This window comes from Wolbachia endosymbiont of Laodelphax striatellus, assembly GCF_007115015.1.
In the GTDB taxonomy this organism is placed as follows: Bacteria; Pseudomonadota; Alphaproteobacteria; order Rickettsiales; family Anaplasmataceae; genus Wolbachia.
The window spans coordinates 1476290-1492193 of record NZ_MUIX01000001.1 but is presented as its reverse complement, the minus strand read 5'-3'; the positions used below and the strand labels follow the sequence as shown (position 1 = coordinate 1492193).

At 35.9% G+C, this 15904-nt stretch carries 14 protein-coding genes and 2 pseudogenes; 10 read left to right on the top strand and 6 right to left on the bottom strand.

Going from position 1 to position 15904, the window contains the following annotated elements; translation table 11 throughout:
• Positions 1 to 28: 28 nt before the first annotated feature.
• Together pyrF and BVG17_RS07240 are read left to right on the top strand one after the other, a co-directional pair.
• Entirely contained in the window at positions 29 to 709 is a 681-nt protein-coding gene (pyrF, locus tag BVG17_RS07245; protein WP_063630418.1) for an orotidine-5'-phosphate decarboxylase, read from the top strand.
• A 770-nt stretch (positions 710 to 1479) separates the two neighbouring features.
• Positions 1480 to 2406 (top strand): annotated as a pseudogene (locus tag BVG17_RS07240) (phage major capsid protein); the annotation flags it as partial.
• A gap of 87 nt (positions 2407 to 2493) precedes the next feature.
• On the opposite strand, the gene ltrA (BVG17_RS07235) reads toward BVG17_RS07240, so the two are convergent.
• Entirely contained in the window at positions 2494 to 3720 is a 1227-nt protein-coding gene (gene ltrA / locus BVG17_RS07235) for a group II intron reverse transcriptase/maturase (RefSeq protein WP_143688717.1), read from the bottom strand.
• A gap of 43 nt (positions 3721 to 3763) precedes the next feature.
• Positions 3764 to 3886: a hypothetical protein gene (locus BVG17_RS10040; RefSeq protein WP_255447004.1), complete on the bottom strand. Its 123-nt coding sequence runs from the start codon at positions 3884 to 3886 to the stop codon at positions 3764 to 3766.
• A gap of 282 nt (positions 3887 to 4168) precedes the next feature.
• Between BVG17_RS10040 and BVG17_RS10035 the strand changes: the two genes are divergently transcribed.
• From BVG17_RS10035 to BVG17_RS07210, 5 genes are all read left to right on the top strand, one after another.
• The gene (locus BVG17_RS10035) at positions 4169 to 4381 is read left to right on the top strand and encodes a tail protein X (protein WP_143688894.1); all 213 of its coding nucleotides are present in this window, start codon (positions 4169 to 4171) and stop codon (positions 4379 to 4381) included.
• Positions 4378 to 5343 (top strand): phage late control D family protein, encoded by a 966-nt coding sequence (locus BVG17_RS07225; protein ID WP_143688893.1) that lies wholly within the window; start codon positions 4378 to 4380, stop codon positions 5341 to 5343. The genes BVG17_RS10035 and BVG17_RS07225 overlap by 4 nt, the downstream gene beginning before the upstream one ends.
• A 48-nt stretch (positions 5344 to 5391) precedes the next feature.
• Positions 5392 to 5910: an ankyrin repeat domain-containing protein gene (locus tag BVG17_RS07220; RefSeq protein WP_143688892.1), complete on the top strand. Its 519-nt coding sequence runs from the start codon at positions 5392 to 5394 to the stop codon at positions 5908 to 5910.
• Positions 5911 to 5977: 67 nt separating this feature from the next.
• Positions 5978 to 6199, top strand: a complete 222-nt coding sequence (locus tag BVG17_RS07215) for a hypothetical protein (RefSeq protein ID WP_143688891.1) — start codon at positions 5978 to 5980, stop codon at positions 6197 to 6199.
• A 15-nt stretch (positions 6200 to 6214) separates the two neighbouring features.
• Positions 6215 to 7129 carry a patatin-like phospholipase family protein gene (locus BVG17_RS07210; protein ID WP_143688890.1) on the top strand — a complete coding sequence of 305 codons (915 nt, stop codon included), beginning with the start codon at positions 6215 to 6217 and terminating at the stop codon, positions 7127 to 7129.
• Between the two features lie 420 nt (positions 7130 to 7549).
• Here BVG17_RS07210 and BVG17_RS07205 read toward each other — a convergent pair whose 3' ends face one another.
• Positions 7550 to 8449: a DMT family transporter gene (locus tag BVG17_RS07205; RefSeq protein WP_143688889.1), complete on the bottom strand. Its 900-nt coding sequence runs from the start codon at positions 8447 to 8449 to the stop codon at positions 7550 to 7552.
• 485 nt (positions 8450 to 8934) lie between these two features.
• On the bottom strand, positions 8935 to 9864 hold the full coding sequence (gene wmk / locus BVG17_RS07200; protein ID WP_143688888.1) for a WO male-killing family protein Wmk: 930 nt from the start codon (positions 9862 to 9864) through the stop codon (positions 8935 to 8937).
• A 729-nt stretch (positions 9865 to 10593) separates the two neighbouring features.
• Here wmk and ltrA (BVG17_RS07195) point away from each other — a divergent pair.
• Positions 10594 to 12075, top strand: a complete 1482-nt coding sequence (gene ltrA / locus BVG17_RS07195) for a group II intron reverse transcriptase/maturase (RefSeq protein ID WP_143688845.1) — start codon at positions 10594 to 10596, stop codon at positions 12073 to 12075.
• A complete protein-coding gene (locus BVG17_RS07190) occupies positions 12072 to 13151 on the top strand; it encodes an Rpn family recombination-promoting nuclease/putative transposase (RefSeq protein WP_241654204.1) in 1080 nt (359 codons plus the stop codon). The genes ltrA (BVG17_RS07195) and BVG17_RS07190 overlap by 4 nt, the downstream gene beginning before the upstream one ends.
• A 232-nt stretch (positions 13152 to 13383) precedes the next feature.
• Here BVG17_RS07190 and BVG17_RS07185 read toward each other — a convergent pair.
• Both BVG17_RS07185 and BVG17_RS07180 read right to left on the bottom strand, forming a co-directional pair.
• Positions 13384 to 14161, bottom strand: a pseudogene (locus BVG17_RS07185) (IS5 family transposase).
• Positions 14162 to 14234: 73 nt separating this feature from the next.
• Entirely contained in the window at positions 14235 to 14480 is a 246-nt protein-coding gene (locus BVG17_RS07180) for an ankyrin repeat domain-containing protein (RefSeq protein WP_158621805.1), read from the bottom strand.
• A gap of 243 nt (positions 14481 to 14723) precedes the next feature.
• On the opposite strand from BVG17_RS07180, the gene BVG17_RS07175 reads away from it, so the two are divergent.
• Positions 14724 to 15671: an IS110 family RNA-guided transposase gene (locus BVG17_RS07175; protein ID WP_063630491.1), complete on the top strand. Its 948-nt coding sequence runs from the start codon at positions 14724 to 14726 to the stop codon at positions 15669 to 15671.
• The last annotated feature ends 233 nt before the right edge of the window (positions 15672 to 15904 follow it).

Genomic DNA, 15904 nt, shown 5'->3' with positions numbered 1-15904 from the left:
TTTATTATAAAAAAAATTATACAAGATAATGAACCCAATAATATGCGCACTGGATACACAAGATTTGAATAAAGCTATATCTTTAGCTAATGCTCTGCGTGATAAGGTTGGCATGGTAAAGCTTGGGTTAGAATTTTTTGCTGCACATGGCCCTTCTGGAGTGAGAGAAGTTGCAAAATGCAATATACCAATTTTTTTAGATCTGAAATTGCATGATATTCCAAACACTGTCGCTAGAACGATTGAAGCAATCAAGATTCTAGATGTTGAAATGCTAACATTGCATATCAGTGGTGGAACAAAAATGCTTCAAGAAGCGCTAAGTATAGTGCAAGGCACTAAAATAAAGCTAATTGGAGTAACAGTATTAACTAGCATGAGTAATAAAGATCTAAGTGAGCTTGGAGTGGCAAGAGAAACAAAATCACAGGTAATTTTGCTGGCAAAGCTTGCAAAAAAGATTGGTCTACATGGAATAGTTTGCTCTGCACTAGAGGCTCAAGAGGTGCACCAAGAATGTGGTAAAGACTTTAAAATTATTACTCCAGGAATCCGTATGAATCGAGGTCATGATGATCAAAAAAGGACAGCAACACCAAAAGAAGCAATAAATTCAGGAGCTGATTATATCGTAATTGGCAGACCCATTACAGAGAGTAGCAATCCCGCAAGTAGTGCAGAGTTAATATTGAAATCCCTTACTGATTGAAGCAGGGCAGATAAGGTACCATAGAATAAAAGCAACAAACGGTATGTATCCGTTCAGCAGGGTGGCAAAACAAGGTAGACGAGAAAAGATAACTAAATGGGTCAGTGCTTGACCATTTTTCTTTTTTTTCTGGATTCCAGCGTCACGCGCTGGAATGACAGGGCTGTGAGTGTCATCGAAGTAGCCGATACAGGCCTTTTTCTTCTGTCATCCCAGTGCCCTGACACTGGGATCCAGTTAAATTTACAGGTATAAAAGTAATCAACGTTTCTGGTGATGATAGAAAAATGGATCCCAGCTTTATACGGCTACGTACTTTATTTGCACATTCTCCTACTCAGTGAAAAAAAGTGCTTGACACAAAAAAATGGATGCTGTATAGTGCTAACAAATTAGGTATAATACTTAGCGTGGTGTAACACTACACTACTTTTTTTTTACTTCAATAAGTAATCAGTATCATCTTTCTCTTGTTACCAAGTAGCTTGCGTTCATTTGTATCTACCATGAAGCCAATGCTAGAATCCAGAAAAAAGACCGGTGAATGGCAGGCACGAGCATTATATGTATACAGTTGTATGAACGTTGTTTACCATGAGGGCGCCTCCCAGCACTGGTTGTAAACAAGCGTTTGAGTTATACTAAGCTGCCATTCACCGGTCTTTTTTCTGAATGCAGTTTGCATGACAACAAAAAGGTACTGAGATTACTGATAAAGATTACCTTCAAACTACAATACTATTCTAATTTTATTTTTAAAGGAGGCTATTATGTCACTTACTGATATCGCTCACCGTGTTAATGAACTCGCTTCATCATGGGAGCAATTTAAATTAATAAATGATCGCAAACTAAAAGAAATCGAAAGCAAAGGACCTGAGCAGCTATGCAAGATAAATAGTAATATTGATAATTGCAAAGAGCGCTTAGATTTTATTGAAACTTCAGCTCAACGCCCAGAGATGAGCACAGATTTTAATACAGGTGATAAATATTTTTCTGATTATATTCGCAAAGGAATGGAAAGTAGGTTATCACACAAAACCCTAAGTGGAGATGACAATGATATTGGAGGGTATTTAGTTACTCCTCACATTGGAAAACGGATAAACAAGCGTATAGCTGATTCATCTCCAATGCGGCAAATATGTTCCAATCAAAGAATCTCTACTGAAACGCTGGATTATATTATAGAAGATTGTGACCGTGCTGGTGCAGGTTGGAGTGGTGAAACAGTAGAAGATGAAGATGGTGGCTATAAATCCAAGTATGATTTTGCAAAAGACACAAGTACACCTAAAATTCAAAAGATTTCCATCACAACTTACGAGCTCTATGCTCAGCCGCAAATATCACAAAAATTGCTCGATGATGCATTTGTCAATGTTGAAAATTGGCTTGTAGAAAAGGTTGCCGAAACTTTCAGTAAGAAGGAGAATGAAGCCTTTATTAAAGGTGATGGCACTTTTCAACCTAAAGGAATTTTAACTTACGAAAATGGAAATGGTCATAATAAGATAGAGCAAATTAAAGCTGATAAGCTAGACAGCGACGCCATAATGATATTGTACTACTCTCTAAATGAACATTACTCTAAAAATGCATCATTTTTAATGAACAGGAGTACGTTAAAGGACGTGAGGCTACTAAAATCTGAAACAGGTCAGTATCTCTGGCAGCCGAGTTTATCGGTCGAGTAGACCAGTGGAACTTCCCCACCAGCCCCTCACAGAACTGTGCATGAACCTCTCGATTCACACAGCTCCCATTATTCAGTACTTTGATTACCATACCAACCTCCAGTGGTAAAAAGTATTCGGATTTTCTGTTCTCATTTTTCCTAGAAGTTTCCTTGCTAGTCTTTTTCCAATCAGATATTTCTTACTTACCCACTTTTCTAGATGCCGCTCTACATTATTAAGAAGTTTATACATCTCCGTTTGGTAAAACCTGCCATAATACTGACACCAGCCTCTGACTATTGGATTTACTTCCTTTGATATTTCCTCCAACTTCTTTCCTGTAAATCTATGTATTTTCCATGACCTTATGGTTTGAGTGATCTTTTTCTTGGCCTTATTGCTAATTGCAGGTAGAAATCCAACAAAATATTCCCCTATTTTGCTCTTTGCTCCTCTAGGTCTAAAGGTATATCCTAGAAAATCAAAGCTTTGTATAGGAAATGTATTCTTCCTGTTGCTATTCTTACAGTACACTATCCGTGTCTTTTCAGGATGCAACTTTAGCTTATACTCAGCCAATCTTTCTTCAATCTTTACTCTCATAAAGTCTGCCTGTCTCTTAGTTTTGCAGTGCAGTATTGCATCATCAACATACCTTTCAAATGGTATTGTGGGGTAGTTTTGCCTCATCCACATATCAAACGCATGATGCATAAATATGTTAGAAATGATTGGGCTTACAGAACCTCCTTGCGGAACTCCCTTATTCCTCACTTCCCTAGTGCCATCTGCTTGTTGAATAGGGGCTTTCATCCACCTCTCAACATACAGTATGACCCATTTGCAGTTTGTATGTTTCTTGATAGCTTGTAAAACTAATTCGTGATCCAGATTGTCGAAAAATCCGGTTATATCAAGATCTATCGTCCAATCGTACCTCCAGCATCTCTTGCGTGCTGTATCTACCGCATCCAGTGCAGATTTATTCGGTCTATAACCATATGAATCCTCGTGGAATTTTGGCTCTACTAGCGGCTCAAGATACATAGAAGCTGCCGTTTGCCCTATCCTGTCGAATACTGAAGGAACACCTAAAATTCTTTGTCCTCCTCCCGTATCCTTCGGTATTGCCACAGCTTTTACTGGCTCTGGAAAATAACTTCCGGATGACATCCGATTCCATAGTTTGTACAGATTATCTTTTAGATTTTCCTCAAACTTTGTTATCGAAACCTCATCTACACCTGCAGCACCTTTATTTTTCGATACTTGTTTATAAGCTCTCCAAATAAGTTGCTTCGGTATATCAAAAGACTTTGTTTTATTCATTAACTCCTCCCTTTCGGTTGATAAATAATTAAAACTAAATAACTCAGCCCCTTCGCTCCATTTCCATTACAGAAACTTCTTCACTACTACGAGCCGATCCGCCCCTGTTTTCCGCATCGGTACTCTCATCCTTAGAGTTTAGCTCCTCGAATTTCTCCCTTATCATCGAAACGACAGGTTCCCGCAGTTCCACACAATAGCCTAAAATAGATTCACGCCACCTCTATGCCGGACGCCACCTATCCAGTAAACAAGTTCCTGATAGGTTTATCCCAAGAGATTCAAGAGCCCATGGTTTTGACGTCGTCTTTGGAATTTCGACACTTCATCAGTGGTTCATTTTCATTCGCCTCTCTATTTTACACATGATGCATAATTGCACCTTTTCCATAACGCTCACTACCATAGCTCTTTACCACAGCAGCTTATGGCTGTTTGAAGCCTATTCTTGCAAACCGACTTCGAGGGGCCCACCCTCATCTATTGTGCAGCTTTGCACTTAGTTTGCTCATTTTTAAGCATTCTTTGTGTCTCTACGGCACACCTTGAAAATCCAGGCCTTGCAGAACATGGAAGTTTTTTGCCTGCTGGATTAAGGATTAAGCTTCCTAAAATTCAGAAAATATCGAAAGAATCTGTTATAAATATTTTAGATGAATGACACCAGACTTTGATATAGTAGCAAAAAATAACCCAGTAACAGAGGTTTTAAAAAAGAGTTTAATATTATTACGTGTTACTGATGGATCCGGTACTACAAGTGACGAAGCTGAGATATATATTAGTTATAACTCTAGCGCTTTAGAACTTAAGGGTAATTTACAAATTTTTCTCGGGTACAAAGAAACAGGTTTACTACCTATGGGGGTATATAAGGCAAATCAAATTACAATACAAAGTCCACCGCAAACTTTAAGAATAAAATGTGATGCTGCAAGTTTAAGAGGATCATTAAAGGAAAGAAAATCAAAGGAATGGAAGGACATTACTTTAGGAGATTTAATTAAAGAAATAGCACAAAAGCATGGGTATGAAGGTAAAGTCGCTGAAAGATTTGAAAATATATTTATACCACATACCATTCAAGCAGATGAAAGCGACATGAATTTTTTGGAAGGGTTAGGCAAAAAATATGATGCACTAGTAAAACCAGCAGGAGGATATATAATTTTTATTCCAAAGGGAGAAGCAAGATCAGCGACTGGAAAGATGTTAGGTACAACAGTACTTACACCTAAAGATATTATAAATTGGGAGGTAAATTTTAATGTGCGTAACAAATATGGATCTGTTATTGCAAAATGGCACAGTTATGAAAGGGGAGAAACTATAGAAGAGAAAGTGGGAAATGAGGGTCCAAGTTATACTCTGCAAACGCTTTATTCTACTGCAGAATCAGCAATTAGTGCAGCAGCAGCTAAGTTAAAACAACTAAAACGTAGTACATCAAATTTAAATGTAACTGTTCCTGGTAATCCAGAATTATTTGCAGAAGCTAAGATCAGCCTTTCAGGATTTTGTCAGGAAATTGAAGGTGAATGGGTAATTAGCAAGGCAGAACATATTCTGAATAATAGAGGATATCAAACTATAGTAGAGGCGACAGTGAGCAAAGCTGTTTAAGTGAAACTTAAGCAAATGATTATTTAATTCCAAATAAATGTATAATACATGAGCATAAATTCGATCATACATAAAAATAGACTAGTTTTATTAATAGCACTGGCAGTATGTATTGTAATCGTATGTATTTCATTATCTAAAAAGAGAGACAAAGATAGCATTACTAAATTAGAAATTGCATCTGAAACTTGTGACCTAGAAAATATCGAGCTCTTGATGCAAAATGATGCAAATATTGCCGAAAAAGCACTGCATTATACTGCAGAAAAAGGATGTTTAGGAATCATAAAATTTTTAGTAGAAAAGGGTGTTGATGTAAATACTGCCAATAAATTTAAGCGAACAGCACTACATTATGCTGCAGATAATGGACATTTAGAAATTGTCAAGTTCTTATTAGATAAAGGATCAAATCCTACAGCTACAGATCGAGATGGAAGAAGACCAAGAGATATGGCTGTAGTGGAATTGCGATATGATAAAAACAAAGGCAAACCATATAGAGAAATAATAAAGCTACTTGCTAAAGCAGAGGATCAATACGAATCAACAAAAAGTAATCACTAAAGCTGTAAGTTTTCTATAATCTATACATAAATTTCCAAAACTATCCATAACAAGTTAATACCTTCACATGAAAAAGCAAAAAATCCCAATAGCGGTAATAATAACAATAGTTGTACAGACTGTAGGGTTCATATGGTGGTTGGCCAAACTCGACTTACGTGTACAAATCAATGATAAATTTATAGAAAAAAACCAAGGACTAATAGAAATAGTCTATCGACTTGAAGAGAGAGTGAAAAACCTCACTGAAGAAGTCAACGAACTTGAAGCTATTCACAAACACAAATAACGACTGAATTTTACAATGACTAGATATATCTTGTCTGTTGATGGCGGAGGCATAAGGGGCATAATACCAGCCATTATTCTTGCAGAAATAGAAAAGATGGCAAAGAAACCGATAGCTGAAATCTTTGATCTGATTGCAGGAACCTCAACTGGTGGAATTGTTGTAGCAGGATTATGTAAAAAAGATAAACCTCAATATTCAGCCAATGATTTAGTTGAGCTTTACCGAGAATACGGTTCATATATTTTTAAATCTTCATTCTTTAGGCGATCAATATTATCTTGGTTTAACTGTGCACAATACCCCAGTAAAAATATTGAGTATGTACTTCATAAATATTTTAGCGATGATATCCTTAAAAACACTTTAAGTAATATGTTGATTACGAGTTACGATATTCAGAATAACTGCCCATTTTTCTTCAAAAGCTGGAAAGAAGGTAATATTAAGCTGAAAGATGCACTCAGAGCTGCAACGGCTGCACCTACTTATTTCATACCAAAACATCTAAAAATTGACCAGATAAACAGAGTATTAGTGGATGGCGGGGTGTTTGCCAATAATCCAGCGGCTTGTGCATATGCAAGTGGTAAGAGGTTATTTCCAAATGATGATATTCTACTGTTATCGATAGGTACTGGCAGAACAGATAGAAGCATAGAGTATGCCAATTCAAAGAGATTTGGAAAAATAGGCTGGATAAAACCTTTGTTAAATGTGATGTTTGCCTCTGGACCGGACTGCGTAAATTATCAGATGAATCAAGTAATAGGCAATAGATACGTAAGAATACAATCGCAATTGAAGCTAGCGTCGGCTGACATGGATAACATTACATCAAAAAATATCAAATTTCTTCAACAGGAGGCAAAGGCAATGATAGAGGACAATCAGAAAGTGATAGAAAAATTCTGTGATATTTTATCTTGATACGTAGAAATGCCAAAAAAGTTCTGTAACAAGGGATATCTCTTCTCCAAAAAAATGTTTTAAAAAGCTAAGCCAAAAACACTACTTAGAAAAAATGATTTACTGATATTTGCCATACTCGTTAAGTTAAGAAGTGGCATAAAAAAAAGAGAAACGGTAAAAATTATTTTAGATATTAAATGATAAAATTAGTAATTTATAGACTATTTAAAAAAAATTATCTCATTTCAGATCAAAACTTCTCAAAAAAATAAATAAGATACCTACTTAAAATGGTTGCTATATTGGGTTTATTCTTTTAACTTAACCCGTATGCTTTTTTGGACATTTCTGAAATATTCAAAAATTTCAAATTCAAGTTTATATGATAGCGATAGTTCAAAACTTTAAACGGATAATTAAAATTACCTTCTTATATCTTTATTTGTTACTACCCAAAAGTATTACACTATTTTTCTTAATTGCCTTACCTTCCGAATAAGCTATAAATAAGGTTGATGGTATTAATATCAAAGTACCATATAAAGCACTTTTATCAGGTAATTCATTAAATATAACGTATGCTACTATTGCAGAAATTATTAGCTCTATGTATCTATACGGTGCAAGTGCAGTAGCATCAGTAAGAGCAAAAGCTTTTAACATGAAGAACAGAATTAGGTTTGAACTTATTCCTAAAATCAGCAGTAATATTAATTCTGACAAGGAAGGCATATGCCAATAAAATAACAAAGATGGAGTGGAAAAAACTGTTGTTGTTAGAGCTGAGTAAAATAATATACTTATTATTGACTCCTTCATTACAAGCTTCTTATTAAGTACATCCAGTGTAGCGAAGATTAATGCGGATACAATAAAAATAAGAATTTTAGGATTAAAATCCTCACTATAAGCTTTAGTAGTAATAGCAATACCAATAAAACCAATGACAGCTACTACCCATCTTTGCCAAATTATATTTTCTTCCAGCAAAGGAATTGCAAGAAGCATAACAAATAATGGTATTGAGAAACCTATAATTGTTGCAGTTACTATTGGGCAAATAGTCAACCCATAGGTCCATAAGGTCATTCCACAAAACAACAATGCACCTCTAGTTATTTGAATAGATATTCGGCTTGTTTTACAAACTCCTATTCCATAGTAAAATATAAAAGGTATAAGAGTAATAGTGCTAAATAAAAAACGGAAAAAGATTATCTCAAAACTTTGAAGGTGTAAACCGAGACACTTTGATATAGTATCATTAACTACACTACTAAGTAAACTGAGTATAAACCAGGTAACTCCAAGCAAATAAGCTCTTAGTCTGTGATCCATAAAACTCCCAATTTAATATTTTATGAGATAACTTTACTGTACAAAAGATCAATAATAGAAAAGGTTTCTTCTATCTACTGTTTAACCATATTCATAAATATTTAGTAGAAATAATTTGAGAAGTGTTATATAAAATGCAGCTTTATTGCATAATTTTAATAAACAGAAATGCTAACTGATTTTTTTGTAATATATGATAATACTTGCGAATACTATCACATTATCAGGAAAAGTAATCGGGAGTACTGACGGCTGTGCCAACTAGCTCCTCTGCTAGCATTAGCAATATGTGTTTTCAGCATCAATTTTAAAAGCATTAAATTTGAAGTTTATCAAACAACACGAATTAGCAGCAAAACTTTATGAAAATGCTTCAGTTGAGTCAGCTAAACAAGGATTTAGAATGGTTAATATATTGACTATTTTTACTTATATCTTAATATAATATTTCTAAATCAGCAACCTATCGCTGTTTTTAACCCAGGCTAAGTTTTGAAAGCATAATTTTCAAGCTCCTCAATAGATAAATCTGTTATTTTAGAAATAGCATCAATAGAAACGTCCAACATACGTAAATTATTCGCAACCTTTCTTGCCTCTGCTTTGTAAATCTTTTCTTTGTAAATTTGCTTTCTTTGCGATAAAAATTCTACCCATATGTCCAGTTCATCTCGTGATTCTTGATTGTCAATTTTTTTAGACTCTCTCACCCAACTTAATAGCTCTTTTTCTGCTTTATAATTATCTTCTTCATATTTCTTCATCAGATCTTCAGCATTCACTGATAACTTTTCTGCTATTTCCCATAACCTTTCACTTAAAATAGTAACACTACCTTGTTCATAGTGATGTATCTGTGAGGAACCTATATTAAGCTTTTTTGCTAATTCTTCTTGTGTATATCCTCTAATTATTCTCCACTTTTTTATCTCTTGTCCTCCGTTTGGTTCGTATCTCTCTTTATCAGCATATTCTTCAATTGATAAGCCCGTTGCTCGATAGATAATGTCATTATCAAACCCTGCTTTAACTAGATTCTTTGCAATTTTTATTCTTGCTGCTTTTATATTACTTTCTTCCTCAGCTCGGACAGATTTGGTTAATGCATAAATTGCTTTGTGTCCTCCTGTTTTTTCTATAAAATTATACATTTCCTGGGTCTTAGCTTTGTCAAAACAACTGTTTTCTTTGAGTACTTTTTGTCTTGGAAAAAGATTTTTAATAGAAATTGATAATGCGTCCGCTATCACTTTTAGCCTTTCAGTTGGAATGCCACATGTTCCTTGTTCATATCTTAGCAGTGTATGATAGTTTATGCCTGTTTTGCCTACTAAATCTTTCAGAGTATATTTTCTTTTTAACCTCCAGCTTCTTACTTTTTGTGCTATTTGATACCTTATCGAGATATTTGCCATAAATGTTATACAGGTTAATACTACCAAATAAAGATATACAAAAACTTCTACGTTTCAATTTTAGTTGAATATTTCTTCACAATTGTGTATAATTATTAATGCTTTTCACGTACTCTTGCTATGGCTTTTTCTAAATTTCTTGATGCACGCAATGATTATGCCTTTGTGCGACGTGAAAGTCGTCTATTGAACTGTTTAGCTCTGACTAAACCGAGTGTTTTGCCACTCGTACCCTACTAAACTGTATAAGTACAGTAATGTCTTATGCAAAGCGTTTAGGACAATGAACCCGCCTGAAAAGGAGAAGTTCGGTCTGTGAAGAAGGACGATGCTATTAGTGTCAAGTTGGCACGGGGGCTAGGGTGAACGGTATGGATAACAGAAGTGAATGATCGTAAGCATCGTTAAGTCGAACAAGCCAAAGACACTGACAGGCTTGGACCAAAAGGTATGTGGTAGGTTATCGGAGTGAACGCATCTGATACGCAAACATAAACACCACCGGTGTATAGATCAATCCTAACCCGCTCGTTGTTTGATAGGTGGAACACGGAAATCCCATATATCCCTAGGAATTCAGTGTGGGTTTGGGAGTGTGGAAAAAGTGAACGCTCATCTGTAACGGATGAGATACAGGTTTAAACGTTACCTGGCTCGAAAGAGAACTGACGTCCACTACGGTCATCTTGAACAAGATTGTTTGTAAAACCTTTTAAGTGAGGAAAGCAGATGGTTACAGGTAAAATTGTAAGTGCACCTTCCGGTACGGCAGAACACTGGAATCAAATTAGCTGGTTTCAGTGCAGAAAAAATACTAGAAGGCTACAAGCTCGTATTGTTCAGGCAACAAAAGCTAGGAGATGGAATAAAGTGAAAACTTTACAACGCCTCCTAACACGTAGTTTTAGTGCTAAAGCATTAGCAGTCAAACGCGTAACTTCAAATAAAGGAAAATGCACAGCAGGTGTTGATAACCAGTTGTGGCAAAGCCCTTCAGCAAAATCTCAAGGAATTGCAAGCCTGAGGCAACGAGGATACCGCTCTCAACCTTTGAGGCGAATCTATATTCCTAAACCTACAGGCAGCAAGCGACCTCTTAGTATTCCCACTATGAAAGATCGAGCGATGCAAGCATTATATCTTATGGGACTTGACCCTATTGCAGAAACAATGGGAGACATTCACTCATATGGATTCAGAAAGTATCGCTCAGCGGCTGATGCAGTAAGTCAAATACACACAACTTTGGCAGGACGTAGCAGACCGCAATGGATCCTAGAGGCGGATATTAAGAAGTGTTTTGATGAAATAGACCACTGCTGGTTAGAAAACTCAATCCCAATGGAAAAGAGTATTCTCAGCAAGTGGTTAAAATCTGGATTCGTAGAAAAGCAAATGTTCCGTTCTACAATAGCAGGAACTCCACAAGGGGGAATTATCTCTCCTGTACTTGCCAACTTGACCCTTGATGGTCTCGAAAATGTTATCAGTAAACATTTCGGGAAGAAGGGTACAAGAAAACGCAAGAAATATGGTGTGCACGTGATCCGCTACGCGGACGACCTTATAGTAACTGGAAAATCAAAAGAAATCCTAGAGACTAAAGTCAAGCAGCTAGTAGAGGATTTCCTCAGCGACAGAGGGTTAACTCTATCCACAGGAAAAACCAAGATCACACACGTAGAACAGGGATTTGATTTTCTAGGTCAGACAGTACGTAAGTACAAAAAGAAGATAATCATCAAACCTTCAGCAGAAAGTACAAACCGACTTCTGAAGCGCATCCGGTGCTTGATTCGTAAGAACTGCGCAGCAACCCAAGAAAAAGTAATAGAACTGCTCACACCTCAAATTCGAGGTTGGGTATATTACCACAGGGGAATATGCGCAAGAAAAGCTTATGAGAAAGTGGATTCTGAGATTTTTAGAGCCTTATGGCAATGGTCAAAACGCAGACACCCTAACAAAGGCTTACGTTGGATTAAAGAGAAATACTTTAAAACCAAAGAAGCCAGAAGATGGTGCTTTGCAACATTAACTAATAAGGAAGGTACAGTTGAGTGGAAGGAACTCTTTCAAGCAACAAGCGTACCAATTCGTCGCCATAAGAAAATTCAAGCTGAGGCAAATCCCTACGATAAAGAATGGTATGCCTACTTTGAAAAACGTAGATCAAATAATCCTTCTCTTCATGAGGATGATAAGATATGATTAACGTTAATCCTAGTAAGGAATTTGAAATGCCAGAATATTTGAAGGAAAATGTTGCCGGTTCTCAAGAAAAGGACTTAAGATGGCTCGAGCCGTATGAAGGGAAACTTTCAAGTACGGTTCCTAGAGGAGGGTTTAGTGGAAGATATCTTAGTCCACTAAACTCTTACTCGTTCAAAAGAATATTTGGCACCGAGAAGAATAAAGATATTCTCATTCATTTCTTGAACGATATTTTAGGCTTCACTGGCTTAGCTGCTATTCACGATGTTGAATTCTTAGCTACCATTTTAGACCCTGAAATTGCCGCTAAAAAGCAGAGTATTGTCGATGTTCTTTGTAAAGACTCTCAAGGTTCAAGATACATTATAGAGATGCAGTTCACTAAGACCAAGGGCTTCGAAAAACGTGCTCAATATTATGCTGCTAAAGCCTACTCAAGTCAAGCTGATCAAGGTGATGATTATCATAACCTCAAAGAAATTATCTTTATTGCTGTTGCTGATTGTATTATTTTTCCAGATAAGGCTGAGTACAAATCTAATCATGTCATTTTAGATCAAAATAGCTTTGAACATGACTTAAAGGATTTTCACTTCGTATTCATAGAACTACCAAAATTTACAAAGACAAAAGAAGATCAACTAGAAAATATAGTAGAAAAATGGTGTTATTTTTTCCGATATGCAGCAGAAACAAACGAAGAAGACCTAGATAAAATAGTTGGTAGTGACGTAATAATAAAACGAGCTTATGAAGAGATGAATAAGTTTAATTGGTCAGAAGAAGAGTTACTAGCATATGAACAAATGAAAAAACGCATAATGGATGAGGTAGCTGCTTTCGCTCAAAAATTTGATGAGGGTCTTAAAGTTGGTCAAGAAAGAGGTAGACAAGAAGGTAGACAAGAAGGCATCCAAATCGGCCATGAAAAAGGCAGAGTGGAAGGTCGTAAAGAAAGGGATATTGAAGTAGCCAAAAACTCACTCAAGGCCGGTGTCTCTATTGATGTTATAGCTGAAATTACCGGCCTTTCGGTAGACGAAATTGTACAACTAAAAGAAGAAACTTTTTAGTCCACTACCTTCTTCCAGCTACTAATTCTCTGCCTGCAATTAATACGTCATCTAGCCCTTCATTTTTACAGATTTTGCTAACCTACTATTTTTCTCCTACTGTGCTAGCTATCAACAGTCACTTCTCTCCCCAAAACAACCATATATACCTGATTGTAGAAAATTTAAGTATGATTTTGTTTGTTTCTAATACTTTTAAGAAAAGGAAAAAATAAGTTATCTAAGAACCTGTTCATAATCTTTTAAGGAGTAAAACAGCAAAAGCTAGAACAACCATTTGTAAGCTAGTGTTGAGCTTTCGCTCGCAGTTTTTCCACAAACGCCTACACTTTTCCAACCAAGCAAAAGAACGTTCAACGACCCATCTCTTTGGCAATACAACAAAGGTATGTAATTCACTGCGTTTTATTACCTCAACAGTTGCACCAATAGTTGCTTTTATCTGAGCTGCAAAATTTTCTCCTGTATACCCAGCATCAACCAGTATATTTTTAACTTCAGAGAGATTTTCTTGTGCTCTTTTAACCATTCTCACAGCACTACTTCTGCCGTTGTCACATAAATTGCGTGCGGCAAACCTTGTGTATCTACTGCAATATGACGCTTTATTCCTGAGATTTTTTTACCAGCATCATAGCCCTTCTCTTTGGCAGTATCTGCATTCTTTACACTCTGTGCATCAATTATGCAAAAGCTGGTTTTTTCTTTCCGACCATTGTTTTGTCGGACCACGCCAACTATTTTTTTTAACACACGCTCTAGAATGCTTTCTTTAGCTGTATCTGGCTTTTCACTCCATTTTTTGAAATAATCGTAACAATTGCGCCATTTTGGAAATTCTGTTGGTAACATTCTCCACTGGCAACTGCTTTTTAAGACGTACAATACTCCACAAAATACCTCATACAAATCAAGTTTTCTTGGTTTTGTTTTTTTTCTGCAAGACTCTAGATCTTTTACAATAATCTCAAATTTTTCCGACTTATGTCGCTTGGGTATGAGCTTCTCATATCCTTCACTATCTATATTATCCTCTCATTTTATTTCTTTTTTGAGATCATGTACAGGCTCTTAACTTCCTCTCTACTTCTTCTGGGTAAGGTCAGCTATATGTAAAGGAGTGATCCCTTTATTATCTTTGACATTAATATCGATTCCCTCCTTTTCTAATAGAGCATCTACTATTTCTTTGTAACTCTTTTCAGCAGCTATATGTAAAGGAGCATCACCATCATCGTTTTTTGCATTAACATCTACTCCTCGAGGTATTAAATCTTTTACTATCTGAGCATTACCATCTTTTAAAGCATTAGACCTGATGCGAATCAAGGGATGAAAATTTAGAATATTGTAAGTTAAAAATATGATATAAAGGAGATAAGAGGGAAGATAACTCCACTCACTATAGGAATGGAGTTATCACGGGCGTGTGCGACCGCTAGAATAATGGCTATACAACCGTGCTCATCAAGGTACACTAGCCCTATCTCTCGATACGTTTGAATAGTTGTGTGGGACATACATATGCACCCGTTTACAATCTTAAATTAACTAAAACTAATCGAGGTTATTATGATTACATCTTATCAAAATTTTATTGGCATTGATATCGGAAAATTTAAAAATGTTGCTGCAGTTCACAACCAAAAGAACACTATCAAGTTTGATAATAATGCTGCTGGTTGGCAACAATTGTTTCAAAATTTTTCAAATATTCTACCTAATTCTTTTGTAACTTTGGAAAATACAGGAAAATATGAGCTTGGCTTAGCACACTTTCTGGTTGATAAGAATGTTGCTGTACATCGAGCTAATACTCGCAAAGTAAAAAGCTTTACCTTATCTCATGGAATTTTAGCAAAGTCTGATCAATCAGATGCAAGAGCCCTTGCTCAATATGGATTTGAGCGTTATAGTACTCTATCTCTATTTGTGCCTATGTCAAAAGAACAAACAGCCTTAGCTGCACTTTGTCAACGTCGTGATGACCTTACACAAATAAGAGCTCAAGAGAAATGTAGACTGAAAGCACCTGAAAACGACTATATAAAAGAAAGTTGCCAAAAAACTATTGACTTTTTTAACAGTCAAATAGATGAGCTTAATGATGCCATACAAAAAATTATCGATGAGAATCCAGAGTTAAAAAAGCGCCAAAAAATCATAAGAACAGTACCAGGAATAGGTAAAAAGTTATCACAAGATTTTGTATGCTTGATGCCAGAACTTGGCTACTTAAGCAGGCAAGAAGTTGCTAGTCTTGCTGGAGTTGCCCCGCATCCAAAAGAAAGTGGTAAAGCTATTGGTTATCGCAGAATAAGTGGTGGCAGAAGGAACGTTCGTGAAAAGCTTTTTACATCTGCGATGGCTGCTTCAAGGACTAAATCTGCACTTGGTGCTTTTTATTCTGCTCTCATTGGTAGAGGTAAAAAGAAGATGGTAGTCATAACAGCTCTAATGCGCAAAATTATAGTGATTGCTAATGCAAGGCTTAAAGAAGCAATTAACGCAAATTTTTAAAATCTGCATAAGAAAATAGGTTAATGAATATGCGCGCCACACAAATTTAAAGCACATATTCATTAATCATAAGATCTAAGCAGTGGTAGTTGTTTGATATAAATTTCTTTCTGTAATGAACTAGGGTTTTTATTGCCAAAAATACGTTTTTCAATTGAATAAGAATACAAAACTATAAATAAGAGTTGTAATAAGACTAAATTCAAAAAATTTTAAAAAACATAGTTGATGAG